A 20,757-nucleotide genomic window follows, 5' to 3' on the forward strand; every position below is an offset into this window, starting at 1 on the left:
ACTCGGTGCCTCAATTGCTGGTGCTGCGGCTGCTGGCCGGCGTGGGACTGGGCGTGGGACTGGACGGGGAGCTGGACGACCGGCTCTCGGGCTCGGCGTCGTCGCTGCAGGCGCTCAGCCCGAGCGCTGCGGACAGCCCGACGGAGAGGACGAGGCAGACGGCTGAGCGGGACGTGAGCACATCAGACCTCCGAGCACGCGGTTACGGTGACGACATGGTGCATGAGCAGGCCGAGGAGTCCTTCGTCTCGTTCGGCGAGCAGGGTGCGCAGCTGACCTACGGCAGCTACCTGCGGCTGCCGCAGCTGTTGGACTCCCAGCACCTCGAGTCGGATCCGCCGGCGCACGACGAGCTGCTCTTCATCACCATCCACCAGGTCTACGAGCTGTGGTTCCAGCAGCTGCTGCACGAGGCGACCGCGGCTCGCGACGCGATGTCCCGGGGCGAGCTGTGGTGGGCCCAGCACCTGCTGCAGCGGATGCAGGTGATCGAGCGGGTGCTGGTGCACCAGGTCGACGTGCTGGAGACGATGACCCCGCAGGACTTCCTGGAGTTCCGCCAACGGCTGGCTCCCGCCAGCGGGTTCCAGTCGGTGCAGTACCGCGAGCTCGAGTTCCTCTCCGGCGCCAAGGACCCGTCCTACGTCGAGCGGTTCCGCGGCATCACCGAGACGGAGAAGGCACACCTGGACTCACGACTGGCCGAGCCGTCGCTGTGGGACGGGTTCCTCGACGTGCTGCGGGCCCACGACCTGCCGTGCGCCACGGATGCCGAGATACTCGAGTCCCTGCGTGCCGTCGCCCACGACCGCGCGCAGTACGCGCCGATCTGGGGTGTCGCCGAGGCGCTGCTCCAGCACGACGAGCTCGCGGCCCAGTGGCGGGCCCGGCACGTGACCATGGTCGAGCGGATGATCGGCGGCAAGTCCGGCACCGGCGGCTCGAGCGGCGCGCCGTACCTCCGCTCCCGGCTGGACCTCAAGTACTACCCGCTGCTCTGGGCGTTGCGCTCGGAGCTGTGACCGTCCGGTCACATCGATGGCGGCCGCGGTCTAACGTGGGAACCGTGTCAACGACGACGCATGAAGCGGACCGGTCCGGGCTGGTCGAGCGGGCCATCGAGCTGGCCTCGGCGAGCAAGGGATCCGGGGGGCCGCCCCACGAGACCATCGCCGACCTGCTGCGGGCCTACTACCGGCACGTCGCCCTCGAGGACCTCGGGGACCGCAGCGAGGTGGACCTCTACGGTGCGTTCGCCTCGCACTACAAGCTGGCCGGGCACAGGCCCCAGGGGACCGCGAAGGTCCGCGTGCACACCCCGACCCTGAGCGACAGCGACTGGTCGGCCGGCGGGCGCACGGTCGTCGAGGTCGTCGTCGACGACATGCCGTTCCTCGTCGACTCGCTGACCATGGAGCTGTCCCGCCAGCTGCGCGACGTCCACGTCGTCATCCACCCCAACTTCGACGTGGTCCGCGACATCACCGGCGAGCTCCAGTCGATGGCGCCGGTGACCGACGGCGCGGTGCAGCCCGAGGCGGGAGCAGTGCGCGAGTCGTGGATGCACGTCGAGATCGACCGGCTGTCGGGTGGCGACCCCAGTGAGGTCGTGGACGACATCCAGCGCGTGCTGCGCGACGTCCGCGAGGCCGTCGAGGACTGGAGCAAGATGCACGCCCAGGTCGAGGACGTCGTGGCCGGGCTGCTGGCCGCGCCGCCGCCGCTCGAACCGGAGGAGGTACGCCAGGCCGCCGAGCTGCTCGAGTGGCTCGCCGACGAGCACTTCACCTTCCTCGGCTACAAGCAGTACCAGCTCGAGACGCACGACGACGGCGACCACCTGCGGTCCGTGCCGGGGACCGGTCTGGGCATCCTCCGCGCCGACTCCGACATGTCCGAGTCCTCGGGCAAGCTCCCGGAGACCGTGGCGGCCAAGGCCCGGGAGCGGACCCTGCTGGTCCTGGCCAAGGCCAACTCCCGCGCCACCGTGCACCGGCCGGCCTACCTCGACTACGTCGGTGTCAAGACGTTCGACGCCAACGGCCAGGTCGACGGCGAACGGCGCTTCCTCGGCCTGTTCTCCAGCGCCGCCTACACCGAGTCGCTCATGCGGATCCCCCTGATCCGCGAGAAGGCCGCGGCGGTCCTCAAGCGCAGCGGGTTCGACCCGCGCAGCCACGCCGGCAAGGCGCTGATGGCCACGCTCGAGACCTATCCCCGTGACGAGCTGTTCCACACGCCGGTCGACGAGCTCGCCCCGATGGCCGAGTCAGCGATGGCCGCCGGCGAGCGTCGGGCGGTGCGGATGCTCATCCGCCGCGACACCTACGGCCGCTACGTCTCCGTCATCGTCTACCTCCCGCGCGACCGCTACAACACGACGGTCCGCGAGCGCTTCGCGCGCATCCTGCAGGAGCGGCTGCACGGCGAGTCGATCGAGTTCACGGTCCGGATCAACGAGTCGACCACGGCCCGGGTGCACTTCGTCGTCCACCTGCCCAAGGGCGACGACATCCCCCAGGTCGACACCCTGGACCTCGAGCGGCGCCTGGCCGAGGCCTCGCGGTCCTGGCGCGACGACTTCGTGTCCGCGGTGATCGCCGAGTACGGCGAGGAGGTGGGGACCACCTTGGGACGCCGGTACGTCGGCTCCTTCCCCGAGGCGTACAAGGAGGACTTCAGCGCGCGCACCGCCGCCGTGGACCTCGGGCGGCTGGAGTCGATCCAGGGCGACGAAGGCATCGGGCTCTCCCTCTACGAGCCCCTCGACGCCGGGCCCGGGGAGGGCCGGCTGAAGGTCTACCGGATCGGGGCGCCGCTGTCCCTGTCCGAGGTTCTCCCGGCGCTGTCCTCCATGGGGGTGGAGGTCGTCGACGAGCGACCCTACGGGCTGGAGGGGCTGGAGCGCTCGTCGATCATCTACGAGTTCGGGCTGCGGTACGACGCCAGCCTGCCCACCGACGCCCGCGCGCTGTTCCAGGACGCGCTGCGGGCGATCTGGGACGGTGACAACGAGATCGACGGCTTCAACGGGCTGGTGCTGAGCGCGGGGCTCACCTGGCGTGAGGCCACCGTGCTGCGGGCGTACGCGAAGTACATGCGCCAGGGCAACAGTCCCTTCGCGCAGGACTACATCGAGGACGCGCTGCGCATCAACGTCGACATCACCCGGCTGCTCGTGCGGCTGTTCGAGGCGCGGTTCGACCCGGCGTCCCGCGACGAGGACGAGGAGCGGCGGATCGAGGCGTCGATCGCGCGCGCGCTCGACGACGTGGCCAGCCTCGACCACGACCGCATCCTCCGGTCCTACCTGACCCACATCAAGGCGACCCTGCGCACCAACTACTACCGGACCCACGACGCCGGGGGGTCCACGGGGGGCGGAGCCCCCCGTGCGTATCTCTCCCTCAAGCTGGAACCGTCGGCGATCCCCGACCTGCCCATGCCGCGACCGCAGTTCGAGGTCTTCGTGTACTCCCCGCGGGTCGAGGGTGCGCATCTGCGGTTCGGGCCGGTGGCCCGCGGCGGCCTGCGCTGGTCGGACCGACGCGACGACTTCCGCACCGAGGTGCTCGGCCTGGTCAAGGCCCAGATGGTGAAGAACACCGTGATCGTGCCCGTGGGCGCGAAGGGCGCGTTCTTCTGCAAGCAGCTGCCCGACCCCGGGGACCGGGACGCGTGGCTGGCCGAGGGCAAGGCGTGCTACCGCACCTTCGTCTCCGGGCTGCTGGACATCACCGACAACCTCGTCGACGGCGAGACGGTGCCGCCGCCCGACGTCGTCCGGCACGACGGGGACGACTCCTACCTGGTCGTCGCGGCCGACAAGGGCACCGCGACCTTCTCCGACCTCGCCAACGAGGTCGCGCGGGAGTACGGCTTCTGGCTCGGCGACGCCTTCGCCAGCGGTGGCTCGGTCGGCTACGACCACAAGGCGATGGGCATCACCGCCAGGGGGGCCTGGGTCTCGGTGCAGCGGCACTTCCGGGAGCGTGGCATCGACTGCCAGACCGAGGAGTTCACCTGCGTCGGCATCGGGGACATGTCGGGCGACGTGTTCGGCAACGGCCTGCTGTGCTCGGAGACCACCCGGCTGGTGGCCGCGTTCGACCACCGCGACATCTTCATCGACCCGAGCCCCGACGCGGCCGCGTCGTACGCCGAGCGCCGCCGCCTCTTCGAGCTGCCGCGCTCGTCGTGGCAGGACTACGACAAGGACCTGATCTCGGAGGGGGGCGGGGTCTTCTCGCGAGCCCTGAAGTCGGTGCCGGTGTCGACGCAGATGCGCGAGGCCCTGGGTCTCTCCGACGAGATCGGGGACACCGCGACGCCCGCGCAGCTCATGAAGGCCATCCTGCAGGCGCCCGTCGACCTGCTGTGGAACGGCGGCATCGGGACCTACGTCAAGGGGAGCGGCGAGAGCCACGCCGACGCCGGCGACAAGGCCAACGACGCCATCCGGGTCGACGGGCGCGACGTCCGCGCCAGGTGCATCGGCGAGGGCGGCAACCTCGGCCTCACCCAGGAGGGCCGGATCGAGTACGCGCTCCAGGGCGGTGACGGCGGAGGCCGGCTCAACACGGACTTCATCGACAACTCGGCAGGGGTCGACACCTCCGACCACGAGGTCAACATCAAGATCCTGCTCGACCGGGTCGTCCGGGCCGGGGACCTCACCGAGAAGCAGCGCAACAGCCTGCTCGCCGAGATGACCGACGAGGTGGCCGACCTCGTGCTGCGCGACAACTACGAGCAGAACCTCGCGCTGGCCAACGCGCTCGCCCACGCGCCGTCCCTGCTGCACGTGCACGAGGACTTCATGCGGCGCCTGGAGCGCGACGGTGTCCTCAACCGCGAGGTCGAGGGACTGCCCTCACCGCGCAAGGTGCGCCAGCTCATGGAGCGGGGCCAGGGTCTGAGCGCTCCCGAGCTCTCGGTGCTGCTGGCGTGGACCAAGATCGTGCTCGCGAAGGAGCTCCTGGCCGGCGACCTGCCCGACGACCCGTACCTCGAGCTCGACCTCCGCGCCTACTTCCCCACGGCCATGCGGGACGGCTTCGCCGCCCAGATCGACTCGCACCCGCTGCGCCGGGAGATCATCGTGACCCAGGTGGTCAACGACCTGGTCAACGGAGCCGGCATGACGTTCTGGCCGCGGCTGGCGGGGGAGACCGGTGCCGACGGGGCCGACCTGACCCGGGCCAACTTCGTGGCCCGGGAGATCTTCGGGTCGCTGCCGCTGCGCGACGAGCTCAAGAGCCATGACAACGAGCTCGACGCCAAGCTGCAGACGGCGATGCGCATCGAGATGCGGACCCTCGTCGAGCGTGCGTCACGCTGGCTGGTCACCAACCGGCGGCCGCCGCTCGACAGCCAGGCGACCGTCGACCAGTTCGCGGGGCCGGTCCAGGCCACGATGGCCCAGCTGCCGGACCTGATGACCGGCCGGGAGCTGTCGGCCTACCAGGAACGACGTGAGCACCTGGTGTCGCGCGGCGCGCCCGAGGACCTCGCCTCGCGGGTCGCCGTGCTGCCGACGGCGTACGTCCTGCTCGGGATCGTCGAGACCGCCCAGCGTGACGGTCTCGAGCCGGCCGACGTGGCGCGCGTGCACTTCGCGCTCGGCGAGCGGCTCGGTGTGCCGGCGCTCCTGGCCCGGATCGTGCAGCTGCCGCGGGAGGACAAGTGGCAGACGATGGCCCGGGCCTCGCTGCGCGACGACCTCAACGGCGTCCACACCCAGCTCACCGCCCAGGTGCTGCGCACGACCTCGGCGGACGCGTCCGCGCCGGCGCGGATCGCGCAGTGGGAGGAGTCCGACGCGGTGCTGGTGGCCCGGGCGGCCGAGACCCTGGGCCAGATCTGCGCGGACGACGACACCGACCTCGCGCGGGTCTCCGTGGGTCTCCGGGTGGTGCGGGGTCTGCTGGACTGATCAGTAGCTCTCGAACAGCTCGACCAGGTTGCCCGACGGGTCGACCACGAGGACCTGCCGCCCGCCACGACCCTCGATGACGTCGCCGCGGAGCTCCGCGCCGGCGTTCAGGACGACGGTGATGGCGGTGTCGAGATCCTCGACCCCGAGCTGGAACCGGTTCCAGCCGCCCGGCTCGGGCGTGCTGCCGTCACTGAGCGTCTGGCCGGCCCCGCCGCCGGCGCCCGGGGAGTTGAGCAGCAGCCGGAGCGGGCCGCGCTCGAGCATCGCGAAACCCGGCGCTGGGCGCATGGCGACCTCGAAGCCGAGGACGTCGGCGTAGAACGCGGCGGCGACGTCCACGTCGTCGACGATGTAGCGGACGCTGAATCGATCCATGGCGTGCCTCCCGGAGATGAGCCGGCCGCGACTTACGATACAGAAGTGTCCCAGAAACGCCCAGACCCGCGGGTGACCCGTTCTCGGGAGGCGTTGCTCGCCGGAGCCCTCGACGAGCTGGCGGCGGTGGGCTACGCCGCCTTCTCCATGGAGTCGGTCGCGGCGCGGGCGGGCGTCGGGCGGAGCACGCTCTACCGGCACTGGGGTGACCGGCTCCAGCTCATCGCCGACGCCCTGGAGACCCTCAACGTGCAGCCGGCGCCACCCGATCGGCCGGCCGACGAGACGGCCCGGGAGCACGTGGAGGACCTGCTCCGCCACCTGGCCGACGCGTTGAGTCGCTCCCGGGTCTCCGCCTGCCTCCCGGCGCTGGTTCACGCGGCCGAGCAGGATGCAGGAGTCCGGGAGTTCCTGCACGGCTACTCACGCCGACGCCGGCAGGCACTGGTGGACGCGATCGCCGAAGGGACCGCGCGTGGTGAGTTCCGGCCGGGGGATCCGGACATCGGCGCGGACGCCCTGTCCGGCGCGGTCTTCTACCGTCGGTTGATGACCGCACACCCGGTCCGGCCGGACGATGTGCCCGTGCTGGTCGACGCCGTGCTGGGGCGGCGCTAATCGGTTAGCCCGCTGTCGGCGGCCGGACGTACGGTGGTCGACGATGACATCGACCGGGGCGGAGCTGCTGGAGGCAGCAGATCCCCCGGCCGGCGTGCACTCCCTGTGGCGGCTGCGGGGCTACCTGCGGCCACACCTCAAGGCGCTCGCGGTCATGTCGCTGGCCGCCATCGGGGCGGTCGGGCTCACCATCGCGATCCCGCTGGTCACCAAGGCGCTGATCGACGGTCCGATCACCGAGCGGGACCTCAGCGGGGTGCTGCCGCTCGGGCTGCTCGCGCTGGCGCTCGGGGTGCTCGAGGCCTTCCTCATCTGGGTGCGCCGGTGGTTCCAGTCCGACGCCGTGCTGATGCTCGAGACCCAGATCCGGCACGACCTCTACGAGCGGCTCCAGCAGCTCCCGATGAGCTTCCACTCGCGGTGGGGGTCCGGCCAGCTCCTGTCCCGGGTCACCACCGACCTGGCTGCCATCCGCCGGTTCAGCGGGTTCGGGCTGCTGTTCCTGGTGCTCAACATCCTCCAGCTCACGGCGACCACCGTCGTGCTGCTCGACATGTACTGGCCGCTCGGGCTCGTGGTGGCGGCGACCGCGGCCCCGATCGTCTGGCTGTCGATGCGGTTCGAGAAGGCCTACGTCGTCGTCTCGAGGCGGGTGCAGGACGAGCAGGGCGACCTGGCGACCCGCGCCGAGGAGGGCGCGGTCGGCATCCGGGTGATCAAGTCGTTCGGCCGTGCCGAGCACGTGTCGGCCCAGTACGACCGGGCCGCCCGTCAGCTGCACGCGACGAGCATGGACAAGGTCCGGCTCTCGGCGCGCTTCTGGACGTTCCTCGAGGTCATCCCCAACCTGGCGGTCTGCGTCGTGCTGCTGCTCGGCGCGATCGGCGTCGGCCGCGGCCAGCTGACCCCGGGCGAGCTGGTCGCCTTCATCACGCTGATGCTCTCGCTGGTGTGGCCGGTGGCGTCGCTGGGCGTGATCCTGGCGATGGCGCAGGAGGCGATGACCGCGTCGGCGCGCATCCTCGAGATCTTCGACACCGAGCCGGACATCGTCACCGGCACGAGGGTGATCGAGCACCCGCAGGGCCGGCTGCGGTTCGAGGCGGTCGACTTCGCGTTCCCCGGGTCGAGCGAGCAGGTCCTGCGCGGTGTCGACCTCGAGCTCGCGCCGGGGGAGACCGTGGCGGTCGTCGGCGCCACCGGCTCGGGCAAGACCGTCCTGACCGCCCTGGTCCCGCGGCTGTACGACGTCACCGGCGGCCGGGTCCTCATCGACGGGGTCGACGTCCGCGAGCTCGACCTGGGCCACCTGCGCTCGCTGGTGGCCACGGCGTTCGAGGACCCGACCCTCTTCTCGATGAGCGCCCGCGAGAACCTCACGCTCGGCCGCGACCCCGAGGCCGACCCGGCCACCGACGAGGAGATCGACCAGGCGCTGCAGATCGCGCAGGCCGAGTTCGTGCACGAGCTCCCCTGGGGGTTGGACACGCGGATCGGCGAGCAGGGGCTGGCCCTCTCCGGCGGCCAGCGGCAGCGGCTGGCGCTGGCCCGCGCCGTCCTGGCGAAGCCGACGATCCTGGTTCTCGACGACACCCTCTCGGCGCTCGACGTGCACACCGAGAAGCTGGTCGAGGAGGCGCTGAGCCGGGTGCTGGCCACCACCACCGGCCTGGTCGTCGCCCACCGTGCCTCGACGGTGATGCTGGCCGACCGGGTCGCGCTCCTCCAGGACGGCCGGATCACCCATGTCGGCCCGCACCGCGAGCTGCTCGACACCGTCCCCGCCTACCGCGAGCTGCTCGCCGCGGAGGGCAAGCCCCATGACCAGCCCGTCGACCGGCTGAGCGACGCGGCGCGATGACGACCGAGCAGAGCCGGTGGCGAGGCGTCGCCGAGGTCGACGCCGACGAGGCCGCCGAACGGATGACCGTGGCCCGTCTCGGCGGTGGGTCCAAGCGGCTGCTGCGCGACCTGCTGCGTCCCTACAAGCGCGCCATCCAGGTGCTCCTGGCCATCGTGCTGGTCGAGAACGCCGCGCGCCTGTCGATCCCCTACCTCGTCAAGGAGGGCATCGACACCGGTATCCCGCCGATCCGGGAGCGGGACGACCTCTCCCCGCTCCTCACGATCGTGGCGATCGTGCTGGTGGCGACGATCGTGCAGGCGATCGCCCGGCAGCTGTTCCTGGTGCGCTCCGGTGCGATCGGGCAGGACGTGCTCTTCGAGATCCGGCGCCGCGTGTTCCGGCACTTCCAGGTCCTGAGCCCGGCGTTCCACGACTCCTACACCTCGGGCCGGGTCATCAGCCGGCAGACCTCCGACGTGGACGCGGTCTACGAGATGCTCGAGACCGGGTTCGACGGGCTGGTCACCGCCGCCCTGACGTTGGTCGGCACCGCCGGGCTGCTGCTGTTCCTCGACGTCAAGCTCGGCCTGGTCGCCCTGTGCTGCGGGCCGTTCCTGGCGTGGCTGACCGCCTGGTTCCGGCGCAACTCCGCCGAGAGCTACAAGGTCACCCGCGAGAAGGTCGCGCTCGTGATCGTCCACTTCGTCGAGTCGATGGGCGGCATCCGCGCGGTGCAGGCGTTCCGCCGCGAGCCGCGCAACCAGGAGATCTTCGACGACGTCAACGACCAGTACCGGCGCGCCAACCTGGTCGCGTTCCGGCTCGTCGCCTGGTTCATGCCCGGCATCCGGCTGATCGGCAACGTCACGATCGCCGTCGTCCTCCTCTACGGCGGCTACCGCGCCTACCACGGCGACGTGACCGTCGGCGTGCTCGCGGCGTTCCTGCTCTACCTGCGCCAGTTCTTCGAGCCGATGATGGAGATCTCGCAGTTCTACAACACCTTCCAGTCCGCCTCCGCGGCGCTGGAGAAGCTCGCCGGGGTCCTCGAGGAGGAGCCGTCGGTCCCCGAGCCCCGCGACCCCGTGCCGCTGGGCCGGGCCGAGGGCGAGCTGCGCTTCGACCACGTCGGCTTCTCCTACGTCGAGGACCGGCCGGTACTGCCCGACCTCGACCTCACCGTGCCGGCCGGCCAGACCCTGGCGCTGGTGGGCACGACCGGCGCCGGCAAGACGACCTTGGCCAAGCTCGCGACCCGCTTCTACGACCCGCTGCACGGCCGGGTGCTGCTCGACGGCACCGACGTACGCCGGCTCAGCAGCGACGACCTGCGCCGCAACGTGGTGATGGTGACCCAGGAGAACTACCTGTTCTCCGGCACCATCGCCGACAACATCCGGTTCGGGCGCCCCGAGGCGACGATGGACGAGGTGGTCCGGGCGACCACCGCGCTGGGCGCCCACGACTTCATCGCGGCGATGCCCGACGGCTACGAGACCGACGTCGCCAACCAGGGCGGCCGGCTCAGCGCAGGCCAGCGGCAGCTGGTCGCCTTCGCCCGGGCCTTCCTCGCGGACCCGGCCGTGCTGATCCTCGACGAAGCCACCTCGTCTCTCGACGTGCCGTCCGAGCGACTCGTGCAGCAGGCGCTGCGCACGGTCCTGGCCGGCCGGACCGCGGTGATCATCGCCCACCGGCTGTCCACGGTCGAGATCGCCGACCGGGTGCTGGTGATGGAGCACGGACGGATCGTGGAGGACGGCTCACCGGCGGACCTGGTCGCCGGCGGCGACGGCCGCTACTCCGACCTGCACCGCGCCTGGGTCGAGTCGCTGGCCTGACGGTCCTGCCCGGGGTCGTCCAGACTGGACCCGTGCGCACCGTCCTCGGCGTCCTCGTGCTCCTGCTGCTGCTCAGCTGCGCCGTGCCGATCCTGGCCGGCTGGCGAAACCCCTCGAGCAGGTTCCTGGTCGGTGTCGTCCAGACCCGCGACGCCCGGAGCCAGGACCCGCAGCGCACCGCCGCGGCCGTCTGCTGGCTGATCCTCGGGTTCGCCGCAGGGGTGGTCGGGGCGCTCGGCTCGTGGGAGGCCGACGTGCTGGTCGGGTACGCCGCCGGCGCCGTGTGCGTGGCCTGCCTCGCCGTCGCGGCGTACGTGCGCTTCGGCGACGCGCCCCAGTGGCTCAGGCCGGCCGCCATGCGCGATCCGGTGTGAGCGAGAGTCCCAGCCGCCGGCAGCTCGGCCGGCAGCTCGACCGGGACATCGTCCGGCTGGCCTTCCCGGCCTTGCTGACGTTGGTCGCCGAACCGATGTTCCTGCTCGCCGACGCCGCGATCGTCGGCCACCTCGGCACGCCGCAGCTCGCCGGGCTGGGCGTGGCCGGCGTGGTGCTGCAGACGGTGGTCGGGCTCTGTGTGTTCCTGGCCTACGGCACCACGGCCGCGGTCTCCCGTTCGCTGGGGGCGGGCGACCTGCGCCGGGCACTTGCCCTCGGCGTCGACGGGCTGTGGCTGGCGGTGCCCGTCGGCCTCGCCGCCACGGTGCTCGGCGTCGTGTTCGCGGGGCCGCTCGTCCGGGCCTTCGGTGCGGACGACGAGGTCAGCCGCCAGGGCGAGACCTACCTGCGCATCGCCTCCTTCGGCATCACCCCGCTGCTGCTGATGCTCGCGGCGACCGGGGTGCTCCGAGGTCTCCAGGACACCCGCACCCCGCTCGCCGTCGCGGTCGGCGGCAACGTGCTCAACGTCGTCCTCAACCTGCTGCTCGTCTACCCGGCCGGGCTCGGCCTCGCCGGGTCGGCACTCGGCTCGGTGATCGCGCAGGCGGCGATGGCGGCCGCGCTCGTGGTCACGGTGGTCCGCGGGGCCCGCAGCCACGGCGCCACGCTGGCGCCCGACCGGCGCGGGATCCTGGCGGCGGCGCGGGCCGGTGTCCCGCTCGTCGTCCGGACGCTCACGCTGCGGGCCGCCCTGCTCGTCACGACGTACGCCGTGGTGCTGGCCGCCGACGGGGACTCCACCGAGCTCGCCGCCCACCAGCTGGCCTTCACGATCTGGGGGTTCCTGGCCTTCGTCCTCGACGCGATCGCGATCGCCGCCCAGGCCCTCACCGGGCGCTACCTGGGCGCCGGCGACGCGGAGGAGGCGCAGGCGGTGACCCGCCGGATGATCGGCTGGGGCTGGGTCACGGGCATCGTCACCGGGCTCGGCATCGCCGCGGCCAGCCCCGTGCTGCCGGCGCTGTTCACGGGCGACGACGCGGTGCGCGACCTGCTGGTGCCGGTGCTGCTGGTCGTCGCGGTCGGGCAGCCCCTGTGCGGTGTGGTGTTCGTGCTCGACGGGGTGCTCATCGGCGCCGGCGACGGCACCTACCTGGCCTGGGCCGGGCTGGCCGTGCTGGTCGTCTTCGCGCCGGTCGTCCTCGCGGTCGCCGGCACGACCGGCGGCCTGCTGGCGGTGTGGGTGGTGTTCTCCGCGGTCTTCATGGGCGCCCGGGCCATCGTGCTCCTCACCCGGGCGCGCGGGGACGCGTGGCTTGTCCTAGGTTCTGGCAGGTGACCGACCTCCGACTCGCCGGCGCCGCCGAGACCGCCCGCCTCGTCGCCGACGGCACCCTGACCGCCCGGCAGGTGACCGACGCGGCGATCGATCGGATCGAGGCCCTCAACCCGGGCCTCAACGCGATCTCGGTGCTGCTCGCCGACCGGGCCCGAGCGGAGGCCGACGCGCGGGACGCCCAGTCCGACCGGAGCGGCCCGCTGCACGGCGTACCGGTCGTCATCAAGGAGGAGGTCGCGGTCGAGGGCTGCGTCACCACGTTCGGCGGTGAGGCCAACTCGACGCCGGCGGCCGAGGACGCCGAGATCGTGGCCCGGCTGCGCCGGGCGGGTGCGGTGGTCGTGGCGACCACGACGATGCCGGAGTTCGGGGCGTTCCCCTACACCGAGTCCGCGTCCCGGGGCATCACGCACAACCCGTGGGACCCCCGCCGCACCCCGGGCGGATCCAGCGGCGGGACCGCCGTCGCGGTGTCGTCGGGCATGGTGCCGGTCGGGATCGGCGGTGACGGCGGTGGCTCGATCCGGATCCCGAGCGCCTGCTGCGGGCTGTTCGGCCTCAAGCCGCAGCGCGGCCGGGTCACCACCTCGCCGCACCCGCACCTGTGGTTCGCCCTCGGCACCGCCGGGCCGCTGGCCCGGACCGTGCTGGACAGCGCCACGGTCTACGACGCGATCCGCGGCAACGTGCGGGGTGACCTCTACACCGCCGAGGACCGGGGCAGCTTCGTCGAGGCAGCCCGGCGCGAACCGGGGCGACTCACCGTGGGCTGGTCCACCAAGCCGGTCTCCCCCGGGGTCCGGCCGGACCCACGGCACGTCCGCGCCGTCGCGGACACGGCCCGCCTGCTGGCCGACCTCGGCCACGACGTCCGCGAGGTCGACCCCCACTACCCGGACCCGACCGCCGCGTTCGTCCCGCAGTTCTTCGGCGGCATCCGCGACGAGGCCGACCGGATGGAGCACTTCGACCGGCTCGAGCGCCGGACCCGCCAGGCCTACCGCCTGGGCAGCTGGGTGCGCCCGAGGGTGGTCGACTTCGCGATGCGGCAGTCCGAGGTGGTCAGCCGCAAGGCCAACCGGGTCTTCGACGCGGTCGACGTGCTGCTGACCCCGGCCATCGCGCACCGGCCGCCCCGGGTCGGCATCCTCGACAACGCCGGCGCCGTCGAGTCGATGCTCCGGGCGATGCCGGCGATCGCCTACGCCGCGCTGTGGAACGTCGCCGGCAACCCGGCCGCATCGGTGCCGTGCGGGACCGCGGACGACGGGCTGCCGCTCGCGGTGCAGCTGGTCGGTCGGCCGCACGAGGAGACCACCCTCCTGAGCTTGAGCGCGCAGCTCGAGGGGGCGCGGCCGTGGCCGCTGGTGGCCGGCTAGCGCCTCCGGCGAGCGACGCACCAGCACAGCGCGAGGGTGCCCGCGGTGAGGGCGACGCTGCGCAGCAGGTTGGCCTGCAGCAGGCTGTCGATGGTGGCGGCGGACTGCCCGATCTCGTCGAGCCGGTCGTGCTGGGGGATGGCCCACAGCACGGTCGCGAGCAGCGAGACGAGCCCGGAGCCGGCGACCAGGCCCGCCACGGGTCGCGGCACGCCCGCCGGGCGGGTCCACCAGAACGCGATGCCCCCGAGGAACGTGAGGAACCCCGGGGCGATCACGACGACGGGGATCGCCTGGTTGTACTGCTCGTGGTAGGCGAGGAAGTCCTCCCGGGACACCGCGCGGTAGAGCGGGTACGACACGAGCTGGGCCTGCCAGCCGAGGGCGGTCGAGTACGCCGAGAGCGCGGTCAGGCCGACGAGGCCGAGGTCGCGCCAGCGGCTCGACGGCGTGCGCACGGCAGGGGTGGTGGTGTTCAGCTGGTTGGTCATGTTGGGTTCTCCTGAAGCGGTTTCGCAATTGACCATAGTAAGACTAAATTGATTTGAGCATGAGTCAAGCCAATACTGGGGATCGACGCGCGTACCGCAGCCGGGTGCGCGCGGACCAGGCCGCGGCGACCCGCGACCGGGTCGCCCGCAGCGCTGCCGAGCTGTTCGTCGAGCACGGCTTCGCCGCGACCACGGTGGCCGGGATCGCGGCCCACGCCCGGGTCTCGGCCCAGACCGTCTACAACGGGTTCGGGACCAAGGCGGCCCTGCTCAAGGCGGCCTACGACGTGACGCTCGTCGGTGACGGCGAGCAGGTGCCGCTGGCCGAGCGGCCGGAGGTGGTGGCGCTCTACGCCGAGAGCGACCCGGCAGCGTTCGTCCGGGGCTACGCCGCGCTCGGACGTCGGGTCATCGACAAGGTGGGGGCCCTGGCACTGCTCATCTCCTCGGGCGCGGCCGCCGGCGACCCCGACCTCGTCGAGCTCCAGCGCACGACCAACGCCGAGCGGCTGGTCGGCACCGGCATGGTCGCCGACCGCGTGGCCGAGCTGGGTGCGCTCGCTCCCGGGCTGACCAGGGAGGGTGCCCGGGACCGCATCTGGACGCTCAACTCGGTCGAGGTCTGGCACCTGCTCACCGGCCCGCTCGGCTGGACCGGCGATGCCTACGAGGAGTGGATCGGCGAGGCCATGTGCGCCGCGGTCCTCGCCGACCCCCCTCGGTAGCCTGCGCCAGGTGACCCGAGCCATCGAGGTCGAGAACCTCACCATGACCTACGGCACCCTCCGCGCCGTCGACGACGTCAGCCTCAGCGTCGAGCAGGGGGAGTTCGTGGGCATCCTCGGGCCCAACGGCGCCGGCAAGACGACCACGCTCGAGACCATCGAGGGGCTGCGCCGGCCGGACCGCGGGTCGGTCACCGTCCTGGGGCAGCCGGTGTGGCCGCGCAACGCCGGGCTGCTGCCCCGGATCGGCGTGCAGCTCCAGGCGTCGTCGTTCTTCGAGCGGCTGACCGCCCGGGAGCAGATGCACACCTTCGCGGCCCTCTACGGCGTCCGTACGTCGGTCGCCGACGACTGGCTCGAACGGGTCGGCCTCGTCGACAAGGCCGACACCCGGGTCGAGGACCTCTCGGGTGGCCAGACGCAGCGGCTGTCCATCGCGTCCGCGCTCGTGCACGACCCGGAGCTGGTGTTCCTCGACGAGCCGACCGCGGCACTGGACCCGCAGGCCCGGCGCAACCTGTGGGACCTGCTGTCGGGGCTCAACGACTCCGGCCGCACGGTGGTGCTGACGACGCACTACATGGACGAGGCCGAGGTCCTGTGCGACCGGGTCGCGATCATGGACTCCGGCCGGATCCTGCAGTTCGACTCGCCCTCGGCGCTGATCCGCCGGCTCGACGCGCCGGCCCGGATCACCGTCGCGCCGGGCCAGCTCCAGCTCGACGAGGCCCGGCGCATCGACGGCGTCGACGAGGCCGCCGAGGGGAGCGACGGCGTCGTCCTGGTGACCAGGCAGCCCACGGTGGTGGTCTCCCGGCTCGCGGAGACCGACCAGCTGGACGGCGTACGCGTCCAGACCGGGACCCTCGAGGACGTCTTCCTCGACCTCACCGGACGGGAGTACCGCGCATGACCAGCCCCTCCGCGTTCACGGCGCTGTCGCTGGCCATCCTCAAGGGCTTCGTCCGGGACAAGACCTCGGTCTTCTTCGCGGTGATCTTCCCGTTGATGTTCCTGGTGCTGTTCGGCGGACTGTTCAGCGACCAGGACCAGTCCAAGGTCGAGCTGATCCAGGTCGGGGGCGTCGCCCTGGTCGACGGGCTGCCCGACGACGCGCGGGAGGCCTTCGACGAGACGTTCGAGGTGGAGAGGTCCGACGACCTCGACGCCGCGATCGCCGAGGTGCGCAAGGGTGATGCGGACGTCGCTCTCGAGCAGCAGGGGGACCAGCTGGTCGCGCACTACACGCAGACCGAGCAGGTCAAGGCCGCGATCACGCAGGGTGCCCTGCGCGCGTTCGTGGACGGCGCCAACGTCGCCCAGCTGTCGGCAGAGTCAGGACAGCCGCCGACGTTCACGCTGGAGACCGAACGGGTCGAGGACGAGTCGCTCACCACCATCCAGTTCGTCACCCCCGGCCTGCTCGGCTGGGCAGTGGCGATGAGCGCGGCCTTCGGGGCGGCGGCGACGCTGCAGGGCTGGCGGCAGAGCAAGCTGCTGCGCCGACTCCAGCTCGCGCCGGTCTCGACCCGCACGGTCGTCGGCGCCCGGGTCACCGTGACCGTCGCGATCGCCCTGGCCCAGCTCGCGATCTTCATCGGGCTCGGCGCCGCGGCGTTCGGCCTGACCCTGACCGGGTCCTGGTGGATGTCCATCCCGCTGCTGGTCGTCGGCACCCTCTGCTTCATGGCGCTGGGCCTGCTCGCGGGAGCGGTCACGACGACCGTGGAAGGCGCGGTCAACGCCGCGAACTTCGTCGTCCTGCCGATGGCGTTCCTCTCCGGCTCGTTCTTCCCGCTCGACGCGACGCCGGGCTGGCTGCAGGCGATCAGCAACGCGCTGCCGCTCAAGCACCTCAACGAGGCGATGATGGACGTCATGGTCCGGGGCGAGGGACCCAGCTCCGCGCTGGTGCCGATGGGCATCCTGGCGGCGTTCGCGCTCGTGGTGACCCTGGTGGCCGCGCGGCTGTTCCGCTGGGAGACGTCCTAGTGACCCACCGGTGGACCGCCCAGGAGCTGCTGGACCTGGTCCTCGACGAGGGCTCGTTCGAGTCGTGGGACCAGCCGATCGACATCTCCGACGCGCCGCCGGACTACCGCGCCGAGCTCGAGGCGGCGCGGGAGAAGGCCGGGACCGACGAGTCGGTGCTGACCGGCCGCGGCCTGGTGCACGGCCGTCGGGTGGCGGTGGTGGTCAACGAGTTCCGGTTCCTGGCGGGGTCGATCGGGCTGGCCGCCGCGCACCGGATCACCGGCGCCGTACGCCGCGCGACGGCGGAGGGGCTGCCCGTGCTCGCCACCACCGCGAGCGGCGGCACCCGGATGCAGGAGGGCACCCCCGCGTTCGTGCAGATGGTCGAGATCTCCCGCGCGGTCATGGAGCACCGGGCCGCCGGGCTGCCCTACCTGGTCTACCTGCGGCACCCGACCACCGGTGGCGTCTACGCGTCCTGGGGCTCGCTCGCGCACGTGACGGTCGCCGAGCCCGGGGCGCTGATCGGGTTCCTCGGTCCCAAGGTGTTCGAGGCGCTCAACGGGACGCCGTTCCCCGAGGGCGTGCAGACCGCCGAGAACCTGGCCTGGCACGGCGTCATCGACGGCGTGGTGCCCGCCGAGGACCTCCCGGCGATGGTCGACGCGGTGCTGGCGGTGCTCGTGGACCCTCCGTCCGAGCCGCGGCTGCCGCGGCGCAGCGGTGACCTCGACCCGGACCGCGACGCCTGGTCGGCGGTCGAGCAGACCCGCGGCGAGGAGCGCATCGGGGTGCGCGACGTGCTGCGCGTCGGGGCCGACCTGGTGCTCCCGCTCTCCGGGACCGAGAAGGGCGAGCGGGACAGCACGGTCCTGGTGGTCCTCGCCCGGCTGGACGGCGAGCCGTGCCTGGTCGTCGGCCAGGACCGCAGCCGGCAGGGGCCGGCCAAGCCGATGGGGCCGGGCGCGCTGCGGACCGCGCGCCGGGCGATGCGGCTGGCGGGCGAGATGCGGCTGCCGCTGGTCACCGTGATCGACACCCCTGGGGCGGAGCTGTCCCAGCGCGCCGAGGAGGGGGCGATCGCGGGTGAGATCGCCCGGTGCCTGGCCAGCCTCGCCACCATGACCGTCCCGACCGTTTCGGTCGTGCTCGGGCAGGGCTGCGGCGGGGGTGCGCTGGCGCTGCTGCCGGCCCAGCGGGTGATCGTCGCGGAGCGGGCGTGGCTGATGCCGCTGCCGCCGGAGGGCGCCAGCGTGATCGTGCACGGCGACACCGCGCAGGCCGCCGACATGGCCCGGCGGATGCGGATCCGGGCCGTCGACCTGCTCGCGCAGGGCACCGCGCACCACGTCGTCCCGGAGCCCGACGGCGATACCGGAGAGGCGCTGGCCGAGGCGATGGCGGCCGAGATCGGAGCCGCGATCAGAGGCCTGCGAGGCTGAGCCCGTGCTGCTGTTCGAGACCCCCAAGGCCTGGGCCCGGCGCGTCCTCCGGCCCGCCGCGCCCAGCCCGCTGGCCGGCCGGACGGTGCTCGTCACGGGCGCGTCGTCCGGGATCGGAGAGGCCACCGCCGTGGCCGTCGCGGCCCGTGGGGCCACGGTGCTCCTGGTCGCCCGCCGGGCGGACGAGCCCGCCCGGGTTCGGGAGCGGATCGAGGCGTCGGGCGGCCGCGCGGCGGCGTACGTCTGCGACCTGACCGACGTCGCGGACGGCGGCGCTGTCGACCTCCTGGTGAAGCGGGTGCTGGACGAGCACGGCGCGGTCGACTACCTGGTCAACAACGCCGGTCGCTCGATCCGCCGGTCGCTGAGCCTCTCCTACGATCGCTTCCACGACGTCGAGCGGTCGATGGCGATCAACTTCCTGGGACCGGTGCGGCTCACCCTGGGGCTGCTGCCGTCGATGCGGGAGCGGCGGTTCGGCCACGTGGTCAACGTGGTGACCTGGGGTGTCCAGATGAAGGCGCCGAAGTTCACCGCCTACATCGCCTCCAAGACCGCGCTCGACGTCTGGAGCCGGGCCGCCGGGCGGGAGACGTACGGCGACAACGTGACGTTCACCAACGTCCGGTTCGCCCTGGTGCACACGCCGATGAGCGCGCCGACCGAGGCCTACCGACGCCTGCCCGGCCGGTCCCCGGAGGAGGCCGCGGCGACCGTGGTCCGGGCGCTCGAGGACCGCCCCGTGACCGTCAGCACCCTGCCCGGTCGGGTCGGCGAGGTGCTCAACCTGGTCGCGCCGCGGCTCAGCGACGCCGCCTTCCACCGCCTGGACCGGCGGATGCCGGACTCGCGGGCGGCCCAGGCTTCTGCCCGGAAACCCTGAGGGCGCGCACCGCCGGTGCCTACGCTCGGTCCGTGAGCGAGCTCGACCCCGGCACGGGCGCCTCGGCCGAGGGCTGGCGCACGGACCCGTTCGGCCGCCACGAGTCCCGGTTCTTCGACGGCATCCGCTGGACGCCGTACGTCAGGGACGGTGACGTCCATGCCGTCGACGAGCCCGTGGAGGGTGTCGACCGCCATGAGACCGGGCCGGACATCCTCACCGCCCCGGTCCTCGTCGTCGAACGCCTCGCTGACGGCCAGGACCGCGCCCGGCCCTGCACGGTCTTCGGCCGGGACGGCCGCGACCTGGGGACCGTACGGCGGACCGGTGGTGACGACAGCCTGCTCGAGGTCGTCGGCCGCGACGGCCTGCTGGCGCTTGCGCTCGCCAGGACCGGGTCGGCCCGCAAGACGGTCATCACGGTGCGGGACGCCACCGGCGCGACGATGGGCCGGCTGCTGAGGCAGCAGCTCCCCGGGATGACCTCCTTCGCCCTCGAGAGCGCCGCGGGCAACGTCGGCTTCGTCCGCGCCCTCAGCTGGGCGGGCTGGGACATCCGGGTCGAGGACGAGCGCCACCGTCAGGTCGCCGACATCTCGCAACGGTGGTCCGGGCTGGACCGCGCCGCCTTCCCGGTCGCGGACGCCTACGTGGCCCGCATCGAGCGCGAGATGCGCGACCCGCAGCGCGCGCTGGTCTACGCCGCCGCGCTGACGGTCGACACGCTGCCCACGAAGGAGCAGCGCTCGCTGACCTGAGGTCAGCTGGCCTTGCGGACCGGCGTCTTCTTCGCAGCCCTCTTGGTCGTGGCCTTCTTGGCGGCCGTCTTCTTCGCCGGCGCCTTCTTCGCGGTCTTCTTGGCGGCGGCCTTCTTCGCCGGCGCCTTCTTCGCGGTCTTCTGGGCGGGCTTCTCGTCGTCCTCGCCGCGGGCGGTCTTCGCCGCGTCGACCGACCGCTGCAGGGCCGCCAGCAGGTCGACCACCTCGCCCGACGACTTCGTCGAGGTCGGGGTCCGCTTGATCTCGCCGCCCTCGATCTTCGCCTTGACCAGGGTCTCGACGGCCTCGGCGTAGTCGTCCTCGAACTCGCTGGCGTCGAAGTCGCCGGCCAGCGTCTCGACCAGCATGTGCGCCATCTTGACCTCTGCGTCCTTGACCTCGCCGGTCTCGACGGAGAAGTCCGGGGTCCGGATCTCGTCGGGCCACATCATGGTCTGGAGGACGATGACGTCGTCCTTGACCCGCAGCACCGCGATGGTGGTGCGCTGGCGCAGCGCCACCGTCACGACCGCCATCCGGTCGGCGTCGAGCAGGGCCTGCCGGAGCAGGGCGTAAGGCTTGGTCCCGGACTTCTCCGGCTCGAGGTAGTAGCTCTTCTCGAACAGCATCGGGTCGATCTGGTCGCTCGGCACGAACTTCTCGACGGCGATCTCGCGCGAGGACGTCGAGGGCAGGCCCTCCATGTCCTCGTCGGTGAGGATGACCATCTCGCCGTCCTCGGTCTCGTAGCCCTTGGCGATGTCGGCGTA

At 72.2% G+C, this 20,757-nt stretch carries 17 protein-coding genes; 14 read left to right on the top strand and 3 right to left on the bottom strand.

The window, feature by feature from the left end:
• Together JHD21_RS10965 and JHD21_RS10970 are read left to right on the top strand one after the other, a co-directional pair.
• A partial coding sequence (locus JHD21_RS10965) for a tryptophan 2,3-dioxygenase family protein (protein WP_292674765.1) occupies nt 1-1,022 on the top strand: 1,022 nt, incomplete at its 5' end.
• 44 nt (nt 1,023-1,066) lie between these two features.
• Nucleotides 1,067-5,935: an NAD-glutamate dehydrogenase gene (locus tag JHD21_RS10970; RefSeq protein WP_292674767.1), complete on the top strand. Its 4,869-nt coding sequence runs from the start codon at nt 1,067-1,069 to the stop codon at nt 5,933-5,935.
• Here the strand turns inward: JHD21_RS10970 and JHD21_RS10975 are convergent, their stop codons facing one another.
• Nucleotides 5,936-6,313, bottom strand: coding sequence for a VOC family protein (locus JHD21_RS10975; protein WP_292674770.1), 378 nt, complete (start codon nt 6,311-6,313; stop codon nt 5,936-5,938).
• 45 nt (nt 6,314-6,358) lie between these two features.
• Between JHD21_RS10975 and JHD21_RS10980 the strand changes: the two genes are divergently transcribed.
• The 6 genes from JHD21_RS10980 to JHD21_RS11005 are packed head-to-tail and all read left to right on the top strand — an operon-like array spanning nt 6,359 to nt 13,714.
• A complete protein-coding gene (locus JHD21_RS10980; RefSeq protein WP_292674773.1) occupies nt 6,359-6,931 on the top strand; it encodes a TetR/AcrR family transcriptional regulator in 573 nt (190 codons plus the stop codon).
• Between the two features lie 43 nt (nt 6,932-6,974).
• Complete coding sequence (locus JHD21_RS10985) at nt 6,975-8,792, top strand: ABC transporter ATP-binding protein (protein WP_292674775.1); 1,818 nt, start codon at nt 6,975-6,977, stop codon at nt 8,790-8,792.
• Complete coding sequence (locus JHD21_RS10990; protein WP_292674778.1) at nt 8,789-10,618, top strand: ABC transporter ATP-binding protein; 1,830 nt, start codon at nt 8,789-8,791, stop codon at nt 10,616-10,618. Before JHD21_RS10985 ends, JHD21_RS10990 begins: the two co-directional genes overlap by 4 nt.
• A 32-nt stretch (nt 10,619-10,650) precedes the next feature.
• Nucleotides 10,651-10,992, top strand: coding sequence for a hypothetical protein (locus JHD21_RS10995; RefSeq protein WP_292674781.1), 342 nt, complete (start codon nt 10,651-10,653; stop codon nt 10,990-10,992).
• The gene (locus tag JHD21_RS11000; RefSeq protein ID WP_292674784.1) at nt 10,989-12,335 is read left to right on the top strand and encodes an MATE family efflux transporter; all 1,347 of its coding nucleotides are present in this window, start codon (nt 10,989-10,991) and stop codon (nt 12,333-12,335) included. The genes JHD21_RS10995 and JHD21_RS11000 overlap by 4 nt, the downstream gene beginning before the upstream one ends.
• The gene (locus JHD21_RS11005) at nt 12,332-13,714 is read left to right on the top strand and encodes an amidase (protein ID WP_292674787.1); all 1,383 of its coding nucleotides are present in this window, start codon (nt 12,332-12,334) and stop codon (nt 13,712-13,714) included. The genes JHD21_RS11000 and JHD21_RS11005 overlap by 4 nt, the downstream gene beginning before the upstream one ends.
• Here JHD21_RS11005 and JHD21_RS11010 read toward each other — a convergent pair.
• The gene (locus JHD21_RS11010; RefSeq protein WP_292674790.1) at nt 13,711-14,205 is read right to left on the bottom strand and encodes a hypothetical protein; all 495 of its coding nucleotides are present in this window, start codon (nt 14,203-14,205) and stop codon (nt 13,711-13,713) included. The genes JHD21_RS11005 and JHD21_RS11010 overlap by 4 nt on opposite strands.
• Nucleotides 14,206-14,309: 104 nt before the next feature.
• Between JHD21_RS11010 and JHD21_RS11015 the strand changes: the two genes are divergently transcribed.
• Genes JHD21_RS11015 through JHD21_RS11040 form a run of 6 tightly spaced genes read left to right on the top strand, consistent with a single transcriptional unit; the run spans nt 14,310 to nt 19,987 of the window.
• Nucleotides 14,310-14,930, top strand: coding sequence for a TetR/AcrR family transcriptional regulator (locus JHD21_RS11015; RefSeq protein ID WP_292674792.1), 621 nt, complete (start codon nt 14,310-14,312; stop codon nt 14,928-14,930).
• Nucleotides 14,931-14,940: 10 nt separating this feature from the next.
• Entirely contained in the window at nt 14,941-15,843 is a 903-nt protein-coding gene (locus tag JHD21_RS11020) for an ABC transporter ATP-binding protein (protein ID WP_292674795.1), read from the top strand.
• Nucleotides 15,840-16,922 carry an ABC transporter permease gene (locus JHD21_RS11025; protein WP_292674797.1) on the top strand — a complete coding sequence of 361 codons (1,083 nt, stop codon included), beginning with the start codon at nt 15,840-15,842 and terminating at the stop codon, nt 16,920-16,922. Before JHD21_RS11020 ends, JHD21_RS11025 begins: the two co-directional genes overlap by 4 nt.
• A complete protein-coding gene (locus JHD21_RS11030) occupies nt 16,922-18,346 on the top strand; it encodes a carboxyl transferase domain-containing protein (protein ID WP_292674800.1) in 1,425 nt (474 codons plus the stop codon). The genes JHD21_RS11025 and JHD21_RS11030 overlap by 1 nt, the downstream gene beginning before the upstream one ends.
• A gap of 4 nt (nt 18,347-18,350) precedes the next feature.
• Nucleotides 18,351-19,229 carry an SDR family NAD(P)-dependent oxidoreductase gene (locus JHD21_RS11035; RefSeq protein ID WP_292674802.1) on the top strand — a complete coding sequence of 293 codons (879 nt, stop codon included), beginning with the start codon at nt 18,351-18,353 and terminating at the stop codon, nt 19,227-19,229.
• A 32-nt stretch (nt 19,230-19,261) separates the two neighbouring features.
• Nucleotides 19,262-19,987 carry a phospholipid scramblase-related protein gene (locus tag JHD21_RS11040; protein ID WP_292674805.1) on the top strand — a complete coding sequence of 242 codons (726 nt, stop codon included), beginning with the start codon at nt 19,262-19,264 and terminating at the stop codon, nt 19,985-19,987.
• A 2-nt stretch (nt 19,988-19,989) separates the two neighbouring features.
• Here JHD21_RS11040 and JHD21_RS11045 read toward each other — a convergent pair.
• Nucleotides 19,990-20,757: Ku protein (locus JHD21_RS11045; protein ID WP_292674808.1), on the bottom strand; the 768-nt coding region annotated here is incomplete at its 5' end.

This window comes from Nocardioides sp. (assembly GCF_016462705.1).
Lineage (GTDB): Bacteria > Actinomycetota > Actinomycetes > Propionibacteriales > Nocardioidaceae > Nocardioides.